Origin of the sequence: Microcoleus sp. CAWBG27 (assembly GCF_020883145.1) — a bacterium.
Classification (GTDB): domain Bacteria; phylum Cyanobacteriota; class Cyanobacteriia; order Cyanobacteriales; family Microcoleaceae; genus Microcoleus.
Window position 1 is genome coordinate 1 of the sequence record NZ_JAHREU010000126.1, and the last position, 8083, is coordinate 8083.

Sequence of the window (8083 nt, forward strand, 5' to 3'; positions counted from 1 at the left end):
AAGAGTCATAATAAATTATTTAATATGGTGTATGGTCGCACAATCATTTTGCCTATTTCAGCATGGCGATGTCTGAGGGGTTTTACCCCTCAGACATTCGCCAACAGTCTCTTTCAACCGCCGGGTAATTTTATTGTGTAGACGCGATTTCCAATCGCCCGGTAATTTTTTGTAACCATCAATAAAAGATTTTATGCTCAAATTAGTTGACCCTACCCTAAATTTATTTAGCTACACTCTCAAACAAGGGTTGGGTGTCGGCGAACCGGAAACTCGCAAAATCTACATCAAATTTTTAGATGCTTTAGCCGAACAAATTCACCAACAACTGAATGTTTCTTTTACTCCCCAACAAAAACAAAAATTTCTGGCGTTACAGGAGAAAGCAGTAGCCGATTTACCTTTTATAGGAAATCTCAACAATCATTCAGTCAAAGGCAGCTACCGCCGCTGGAACCTAAGCGATAATTACCAAATTTTATTTAATGCTTACGTTGAGGATAAGTACGAACCCGATAAAGTTATTAAACTGATTGAAAGCTTGCAATATTTAATTCCCAAACCGCCGCAGTTGGAAAATATCGGCAAAACTTGGATGCTTTCGGGTTGGCTGGAATCTGGGGATGATGCGGAAAAGGAAGAACTTGCAAAACAAGTTTACAAGTGTTTGTTTGCAAAAGATGGTGTTCCTCAAGGAAGTGGTGAGTTTTTAGGTGGGAAAGTATTTGAGTTTTGGGGCGACAAGATTGAGGATAACTGTCAACTTTTGGTGATTTTATATCCCGATGAAGTGGCTTTTAAAACCTGGGCTAGGGAGTTTTTGATAAATGGGCTGGATTTGCTGTGTTACCGTCATAAGATTATTTGGGCTTATGAGAAAAGTCTAGTTTTAAAGGATCGGTTGGTGAATAATTACAACGAAATTGTGCAGATGCGGAATACTTCTCGTCTGAATCTCCAGAAGCTGATGGAGGCGATGGGGAAATTGTCTGATTTTGCGATCGATCTTAATTATTTGGAGTTACAATTTAGCACAATTAAGGTGAATCTGGAAAAGTATCAGACTAAGTTGACTGAAATTCAAGCCAAGGCTAAACCTACGGATGATTTGCAGTTTTTGCAGGATTTTTGGGACAAGGCTGAACAACACTATCCCAAACAAATCCAAAAAGATATTGACAATTTTCGCCCTTGTTTGGAAATTTTGCGGAGTTTGACTGATACTATTAGAGGTACGGTTGAGATTCGGAAGGCTGAGAGCGATCGCACTTTTCAGACAATCGTCGGTATCGTCGGTGTCGGATTGTCAACTGGCGGGACTGTAGCTTCGGCGGCGGCTGGCTTCAAAACAGAAATTGAGGCAAATCCTACTATCAATACTGCCATAAATACCTTTGTGCCGATTTTTGAGCCTGGTTCGGGATTGAGGGTGATTATGGGATTTAGTATTCTATCTGGGGTGACTGCTAGTCTGCTGACTGCGATAATTATAGCTTTGTGGTCGAGGGTTTTTCGCCGTTAGTTTCGGGCTGATGCAAGATGAGGCCAGAAACCGGGTTTCTATGTATATCTTTAATTTCCTTTAACGATTTTTCGCAGAAACCCGGTTTCTTGTTGGGTTACGACAGAATTGCGATCGTATTTGCTAAAATATTAACAAGCAAAGCATTCGCGATCGACAATTATGACTGCTATCCAAGAGTCTGCCATTGAAACCACACCTTTTGACGATTTAATCTCCGATTTCAATAAAATCAGAAGTCTTTACATAGTAGAAGATCCGTTAGAAGCCTTTAAGTTAATCATCGAGCAAGAAGTGATGTTAAGTTTAATTTTAGAAGCTTATTCTAAAATTAGAGAACTATTTCCTACGGAAAGATTGGGCTTGGAAGTGAAAACAGATCCAGAAATTGCCAATTGGCGATCGCTCTGGATTACCATCTATACTAAACTCGAAGTCGAGGAAGCTTTTGAAAAGTTGAAAACTCTCGATCGCACTTGGTGGCTAGATGCGAGTCTGGTCATTCCTAACAATATACTACACATTGACTTGGGGTGGGAATGAAATTCGATTGGTCAGAATACTTTAATTTAGCACAAGAGCTAGCCGGAACCAGTGAAGAAGCAAAATTGCGATCGGCTGTAAGTAGAGCTTATTATGCTGTGTTTTGCTTAGCACGGAATTACTGCCGCGACATTCAACAAGATCCTCAATTATCGGGCAATAAAGCTTATAAGATTAATCCGCATCAATATGTACCTCAAAAATTTAAAAATCAATCAAAATCCCAGACTATGATAGAGATAGGTGAAGATTTAACTCGCTTAAGAAAAATGAGGAATCAAGCTGATTATGCAGATACTATCTCTAACTTACAACAACAAGCCAGAAATGCTTTAATGCTAGCTCAGAATGTTATTTCAGGGTTAAATGAGTTGACTAAATAAGCTGAATTATCATTCAAATCAGTAGGGGCGGATTCCACCAACCATAATCTGCACCCAACAAACAATCTCAAAAACCCGCCCAATCCCAACCCAAAATATTAAGTACATTCATATTTATGGTGGGGTGGGGGCGGGTTTTTATATATTGTTGGTCATCGTTATATATGGTTGGTGAACCCGCCCCTACCAATCAAATTTACCAACAAAATTGTAATTTTAATTAACCGACACAATCTCGTAGGGGCGGGTTCACCAATAATAACCGCCACCAAACAAACAATCTCAAAAACCCGCCCCATCCCAACAAACAATATTAATGTACATTCAGATTTATGGTGGGTGGGGGCGGGTTTTTATATATTGTTGGTCATCGTTATATATGGTTGGTGAACCCGCCCCTACGGTTTAATTTTTACCGTTACCGTTGCCATTTCCAGTAGTTAGCAAAACTCGCTTAGCCAAAGGTTCCGGTACTTCTTGTAATCGATCGAACTCCCAGTTAAAAAATCCCACACCCATCGTCTGCGATCGCAATTCTACGATCAAATTCTGCATTTCGGCGATCGGCAAATAAGCCGAAACAGCATCCCATCCCTTCCAGTCTGCTTTACCCTCATAGCCGAGAATTTGACCGCGATGTCCGCTGACTAACTGCAACACCTTTGATGTACACTCGTTGGGAGCGCAAATTTCAACTTTGGCGATCGGCTCCAGCAAAGTTGATTCGCACTTCTCCATCCCCGACTGCATCGCCAACCGCGCCGCCTGCTTAAAAGCTTGTTCCGAACTATCAACAGAATGATAGGAACCGTTTGTCAGAGTCACCGATACATCTACCACGGGAAAACCCAACGGGCCGCGATCCAAATATTCGCGCACTCCCACTTCAACGCCGGGAATATACTGTTTTGGAACGACTCCGCCGACTATTTTGTCGGTGAAATTGAAGCCTTCTCCGCGAGGCTGCGGTGCAATGTCGAGGTACACGTCGCCAAACTGTCCGTGTCCGCCACTTTGGTGTTTGTAGCGCCCGTGAATGGATGATGCGGGTTTGCGGATGGTTTCTTTGTACGGTACTTGCGGTAAGTGAGTTACCATCGGCAAATTGTACTTGCGGCGCAACCTGTCTAAGGCTACTTTCAGATGGATTTCACCTTGACCCCAAAGTATAATTTCGTGGGTGTCTCCGTGCTGTTCCCAAACTAAAGATGGGTCTTCTTCTAATAGTTTAGCTAAGGCAGAACTCAGCTTAACTTCATCATTGCGCTTTTCGGGGACGATCGCCAGTGCGTACACAGGCGAGATGATTTCTGCTTTTGGTAAGAATTCGTCTGAACCCAGCACATCGCCTGTTTTCAAGCCTTCCAGCCTGCCTACAGCCACAATTTTCCCGGCACTGACGGACTGCAAACTTTGCGTTTGCTGGCCAGTCAATCGGTACAAACCGTTAACTCGAACCCCGTTCAAAACTGCTCCATCTGCGAGGGTTCCCCGCCACACTCTCACTAACGATAATTTGCCTCCCTGCGGCGTGTAATAGGTTTTGAGGATTTGACCGAGAACCTTGTTTTCACCTTGTATAAAACCGCGCCTTTCTGCTGTAGTTTCCGGTGTCGGCGCTTCTCTGAGTAAAGCTTCCAGCAGAGGTCGCACGCCGAAATCTTGTTCGGCGATACCGATGAATACGGGCACTATTAAATCAGCGCCTAATTCCATCTTGAAATCGCGGGTAATCTCTTCAGCATCGGGATTGATTTCTTCGAGCAATTCTTCCAGTAAACGGTCGTCAAAATTGGCTAATGCTTCCAGCATTTCCTGTCGCGCGGCGCTTTCTTGTGCTTTGAGGTGTTCGGGAAGCGGGACGGGATCTGCGGGTGCTCCGGAGTGATAGTGGTAAGCTTGTTCGGTTACTAAGTCGATAAAACCGATGATTTGTTCGTTTTTGCCGATCGGGTATTGGTGAGGTACAATTGGTCTGCTAGAAACCGATTTGAGCGCATCGATCACGTTGGTGAAGTTGCTACCGCAAGTCGTTTCGTCTGTGCAAGCGCGATCGATCTTATTGATGAAAACTAGGTGGGGAATTTCCCAATCGTCGAGGAATTTGAACAGCGGGGCGAGGGTTAAAGTGCGATCGGCAACTGGTTCGCAAACAATCACGGCTGCATCGACACCGATAAGTGCATTGTAAGTTTCTTGGGCAAATTCGATCGAGCCGGGGCAGTCAAGAAATGTGAAGCGGACGTTTTCGTATTCGGTGCTCGCGCTGTTGACTTCTAGGCTCATTTTGCGATCGCGCGCTTCCGGCGAACTGTCACCTATTGTATTGCTATCTTTAGCATTACCTTTGCGGGTAATTGCTCCTGTCACCGATAGCAAACTTTCGAGAAGTGCGGTTTTACCGCTTAAATATGGGCCAACAATTGCAACGTTTCGCGTGGCCCCAATGACTTTGTGGTTCATATTGCCTCCAATCGAAAACTTGTTTTCAATTGCTCTTGGTGCAATGAATTGAATATCATTTTCCAGACTGTTTCTAGGTGAATTTTTATTGCAGTCTAGAGCAATTTTAGGTTTTGGTATGATTCAATACTTTTGACACTAGCGTGTTTTGAGTAATGCGATCGCAAATTGTAGTTTTTCTTAATATTTGGATTTTTTTACCGCAGAGAGCGCAGAGAACGCAGAGTTCGAGAAGAGAGAGAGGAATGCAGGACGAAAAAGAGCGGATTTGGTGTCGCTCTTCTTCTGTGTCGATTTGTCTAGTTTCTCAGCAGGCGCAAGCCGCTTAAGGTTACGATTACTGTAGACCCTTCGTGGCCGATGACACCGATCGGCATTGTGATATTTCCGAAAAAATTAGCAGCTAACAACAGTATAATGCAACTGAGTGCAAACACAATATTTTGCTTGACCACATTTTGAGCGCGGCGGCCCAAACTAATTGCTTTAGCTAATTGTTCTAACTTATCCGCCATTAATACGATGTCAGCAGTTTCTAAAGCTACGTCGCTGCCGGAAATCCCCATCGCAATTCCCACGGATGCTTGGGCGAGGGCGGGGGCGTCGTTGATTCCGTCTCCTACCATTGCGACGGTTTGATACTGGGTTTGCAGCTTTTTAATTAGGTGCACTTTGTCTTCGGGTAAAAGTTCGGCGTACACTTCATTGATTCCTAATTGGCGGGCGATATATTGGGCGGTTTGCTGGTTGTCGCCTGTCAGCATTATGATATGTTCTATTCCTAATTTTTGCAGGCGTTTTATTGTGGCTGCTGCTTCCGGGCGGACTGTATCTGCTACTGCAATGATACCTAAAAGTTCATCGCCTTTTGCTACCCAAACAACGGTTTTTCCTTCTGCTTGCAATTGATGACTTATTTCTGTCAATTCCGAAGTTGCTCTGACAAAATCCGCTTTACCAATGGTAATAATTTGATTGTTAACTTTACCGACAATTCCTTGACCGATTTTTGCTTGTACGTCCGTAGCACTTGACAGCGGTAACTGTTGCTGATTTGCGGCTTGGACAATTGCTTGGGCGATCGCGTGTTCGGAATGAGCTTCCAAAGCCGCAGCCAATTGCAGAACTTCTGTTTCAGTATATCCGGTTGCGGGGACAATTCTGACAACTTCCGGTTTTCCCGTGGTGAGAGTGCCGGTTTTATCAAAGGCGATCGCCCGAACTTGACCTATTATCTCTAATTGCGCGCCGCTTTTAAACAAAATTCCCTGTCTCGCGCCGTTAGCAATTCCCGAAAGCAGCGCTGGCATAATCGAAGCCATCAGCGCGCAGGGAGATGCGACTACTAGAAAAATCAACGCCCGATAGATGGTGTCTTCCCAATTCCAGCCCAAAATAAAGGGCGGCAAAGTTGCTAGCAGCAAGCCTAAACCGACAATCAATTTAGCATAACCGCGCTCGAATTTTTCCACAAACTGCTGAGAAGGCGGCGCTTCGGTTTGCGCTTGTTGCACCAGCCGAATCACTCGCTGAATCAAACTGCTTTCTGGACTTTTGTGAACTTCCAATTGTAGCGCGCCGGCACCGTTAATCGTGCCTGCATAGACTTCATCGCCCGCTGTTTTTTCCACGGGCATCGATTCGCCGGTAATTGAGGCTTGATTCAGGCTGCTGTAGCCTTCAACTATTATTGCATCTGTGGGGATGATTTCTCCGGGCTTGACTAAAATACGATCGCCAATTGCCAATTTGTCGATCGCAATTTCTCGTTCCCCATCGTACATTAGCACCCGCGCAGTATCCGCAGTCAAGCTCATCAAACTGCGAATACTCCGTTCAGTCCGCTGCATAGCATAACCTTCCAGCGCGCCACTAATTGCAAAGATTAAAATTAAAACAGCACCGTCCACAATTAAATGATATTCTCGCCGCCACAGCCCCAAACCGGCCGCGCCCAAAGCAGCAACAATCATCAACAAATCTACATCTAATTCGCGTTCTTCAAACAGCGTAGTCAACCCTTCGCGGGTGCTGGAATAGCCACCGATTACGTAAGCAGCGGGCAATATTAACACCGCTAAGCCCAGCCAACCGACTTGTAGGGCGATCGAACCCAAAATTACTAGAATTCCGCACAGGGCGGCAGTCACAGCATCCGGATGTTCTTCCACAAGGCGCCAGAGGCGAGAAATGGGGAGGGAATTGGGAGTCATGGGGAAATTTGATTTGGTAGAATAACTCCTGTAGCCTAAACCTTGACATTAATGTCAATGTCAAGAGTAAAACTCAAATAAATTACAAAACTCATCAATAACTACGCAAACAAACGGAGGCCCCGGCGGTTAGAAACCGTAGAGTTTGCGGGCACACAAATAAACGGAGACCCCGGCGGTTAGAAACCCCAAACAAACGGAGACCCGGCGGTTAGAAACCCCAAACAAACGGAGACCCGGCGGTTAGAAACCCCAAACAAACGGAGACCCGGCGGTTAGAAACCCCAAACAAACGGAGACCCGGCGGTTAGAAACCGCGGCTACACAAACAAAGTCCGCCTTCGCGGACTGGGATACATGATTCTTTCAACCTGCGAAGGCAGGTTTTGTCTGTGTAGACGCGGTTTCAACCGCCGAGTCTTCTGGGATACATGATTCTTTCAACCTGCGAAGGCAGGTTTTGTCTGTGTAGACGCGGTTTCAACCGCCGAGTCTTCTGGGATACTTTCAACCTGCGAAGGCAGGTTTTGTCTGTGTAGACGCGGTTTCTAACCGCCGAGTCTTCTGGAATACATGATTCTTTCAACCTGCGAAGGCAGGTTTTGTCTGTGTAGACGCGGTTTCAACCGCCGAGTCTTCTTTCAACCTGCGAAGGCAGGTTTTGTCTGTGTAGACGCGGTTTCAAGAGACTGTTGGCGAATTAAAAAAGGGTGAAACCAAACATCCCACAATCGTGGAAAAAAACTATGATGAGGCAGAGGGAAAAAGAGCCGCAAAACGAGAGATACGAGTCTTACCAATCGGAATGTCGCGCCAAAAAGCCCACATTCTAGACAAATTCATCGCAGCAGCAGTCACAATATGTTGCAGACGAGTTTTGGCAAGACCCATGTAACGAGCCTCGCGCAAACCAAAAACACGAATTCCTTGAGACAAGGAACTTTCAACACCAGCCCTCT

At 45.2% G+C, this 8083-nt stretch carries 6 protein-coding genes; 3 read left to right on the forward strand and 3 right to left on the reverse strand.

Going from position 1 to position 8083, the window contains the following annotated elements:
- Positions 1 to 193 precede the first annotated feature (193 nt).
- From QZ938_RS32405 to QZ938_RS32415, 3 genes are all read left to right on the forward strand, one after another.
- Positions 194 to 1522, forward strand: a complete 1329-nt coding sequence (locus QZ938_RS32405) for a hypothetical protein (protein ID WP_293356386.1) — start codon at positions 194 to 196, stop codon at positions 1520 to 1522.
- Positions 1523 to 1684: 162 nt separating this feature from the next.
- Positions 1685 to 2065: a peptidase gene (locus QZ938_RS32410; protein ID WP_293356383.1), complete on the forward strand. Its 381-nt coding sequence runs from the start codon at positions 1685 to 1687 to the stop codon at positions 2063 to 2065.
- The gene (locus QZ938_RS32415) at positions 2062 to 2448 is read left to right on the forward strand and encodes a HEPN domain-containing protein (RefSeq protein ID WP_293158326.1); all 387 of its coding nucleotides are present in this window, start codon (positions 2062 to 2064) and stop codon (positions 2446 to 2448) included. The genes QZ938_RS32410 and QZ938_RS32415 overlap by 4 nt, the downstream gene beginning before the upstream one ends.
- Positions 2449 to 2853: 405 nt before the next feature.
- Here QZ938_RS32415 and QZ938_RS32420 read toward each other — a convergent pair whose 3' ends face one another.
- The 3 genes from QZ938_RS32420 to QZ938_RS32430 form a co-directional block, all read right to left on the reverse strand.
- Complete coding sequence (locus QZ938_RS32420; protein WP_293356380.1) at positions 2854 to 4911, reverse strand: elongation factor G; 2058 nt, start codon at positions 4909 to 4911, stop codon at positions 2854 to 2856.
- Between the two features lie 299 nt (positions 4912 to 5210).
- A complete protein-coding gene (locus QZ938_RS32425) occupies positions 5211 to 7124 on the reverse strand; it encodes a heavy metal translocating P-type ATPase (protein ID WP_293158321.1) in 1914 nt (637 codons plus the stop codon).
- A gap of 744 nt (positions 7125 to 7868) precedes the next feature.
- On the reverse strand, positions 7869 to 8083 hold a 215-nt coding region (locus tag QZ938_RS32430; protein WP_293355879.1), incomplete at its 5' end, for a transposase.

What these genes read in the sequence shown, in the direction of transcription:
- QZ938_RS32405 (WP_293356386.1), top strand. Translation starts at nt 194, where the DNA reads ATGCTCAAATTAGTTGACCCTACCCTAAATTTATTTAGCTACACTCTC.
- QZ938_RS32410 (WP_293356383.1), top strand. Translation starts at nt 1,685, where the DNA reads ATGACTGCTATCCAAGAGTCTGCCATTGAAACCACACCTTTTGACGAT.
- QZ938_RS32415 (WP_293158326.1), top strand. Translation starts at nt 2,062, where the DNA reads ATGAAATTCGATTGGTCAGAATACTTTAATTTAGCACAAGAGCTAGCC.
- QZ938_RS32420 (WP_293356380.1), bottom strand. Translation starts at nt 4,911, where the DNA reads ATGAACCACAAAGTCATTGGGGCCACGCGAAACGTTGCAATTGTTGGC.
- QZ938_RS32425 (WP_293158321.1), bottom strand. Translation starts at nt 7,124, where the DNA reads ATGACTCCCAATTCCCTCCCCATTTCTCGCCTCTGGCGCCTTGTGGAA.